Origin of the sequence: Ensifer sp. 2TAB8 (assembly GCF_052115125.1) — a bacterium.
Taxonomy (GTDB): Bacteria; Pseudomonadota; Alphaproteobacteria; order Rhizobiales; family Rhizobiaceae; genus Ensifer.
Window position 1 is genome coordinate 1 of sequence record NZ_JBFRGB010000078.1, and the last position, 688, is coordinate 688.

1 protein-coding gene is annotated in these 688 nt (G+C 64.2%); it reads left to right on the plus strand.

What is annotated here, in order from left to right:
• Positions 1-32: 32 nt before the first annotated feature.
• Positions 33-688 (plus strand): ATP-binding cassette domain-containing protein (locus AB4Z53_RS35405; RefSeq protein ID WP_441600098.1); only part of this gene is annotated, 656 nt, incomplete at its 3' end.

The window sequence follows — 688 nt, forward strand, 5'->3', positions numbered from 1 at the left end:
CGCCGCAGCCTCGATCCAAGGAACCAGACGCGATGACAGTCGAACATGCGAACACAACTCTGCGCCCGCCATTGCCTCCATTCGGGCCCTCGTCTCAACAGCCCGTATTGCTGCGGGTCGAGAACCTCGGCCTTCGCCATCTGTCCAGGACCGGCCCAACGACGATCCTGAGCGACGTCAGCTTCGAGCTCCGCCGCGGCGAGATCCTTGGCATCATTGGCGAGTCCGGTGCTGGCAAGTCGACCGTCGGCAACGCCATCCTCGGGCTGCTTGCGCCGGAGTTCCAGCAGACATCGGGAACGATCAACTTCGACGGCAAGGCCTTTGAGGCGATGTCCGCGGGAGAGCGCGAAGCGCTGCGGGGAAAACGCATCTCGGCGATCTTCCAGGATCATACCGCCTCGCTCGATCCGCTGATGAGCGTTGGCGCGCAGGTTGAGGAAACTTGCCTGGCGCTCGATCCAACCCTTTCGAGACGTCAGGCCCGCACCCGCGCCATCGATCTGCTGGCCCGGGTCGGCATTCCCGAGCCTGAGCGACGATTTGGCAACTACCCGCACCAGTTCTCCGGTGGCCAGCGGCAGCGCATCGTCATCGCCATCGCCCTTGCGGGGTCTCCCGACATCATCATCGCCGACGAGCCGACCTCGGCACTCGATGCCACCGTGCAGAAGCAGGTGCTCGGATT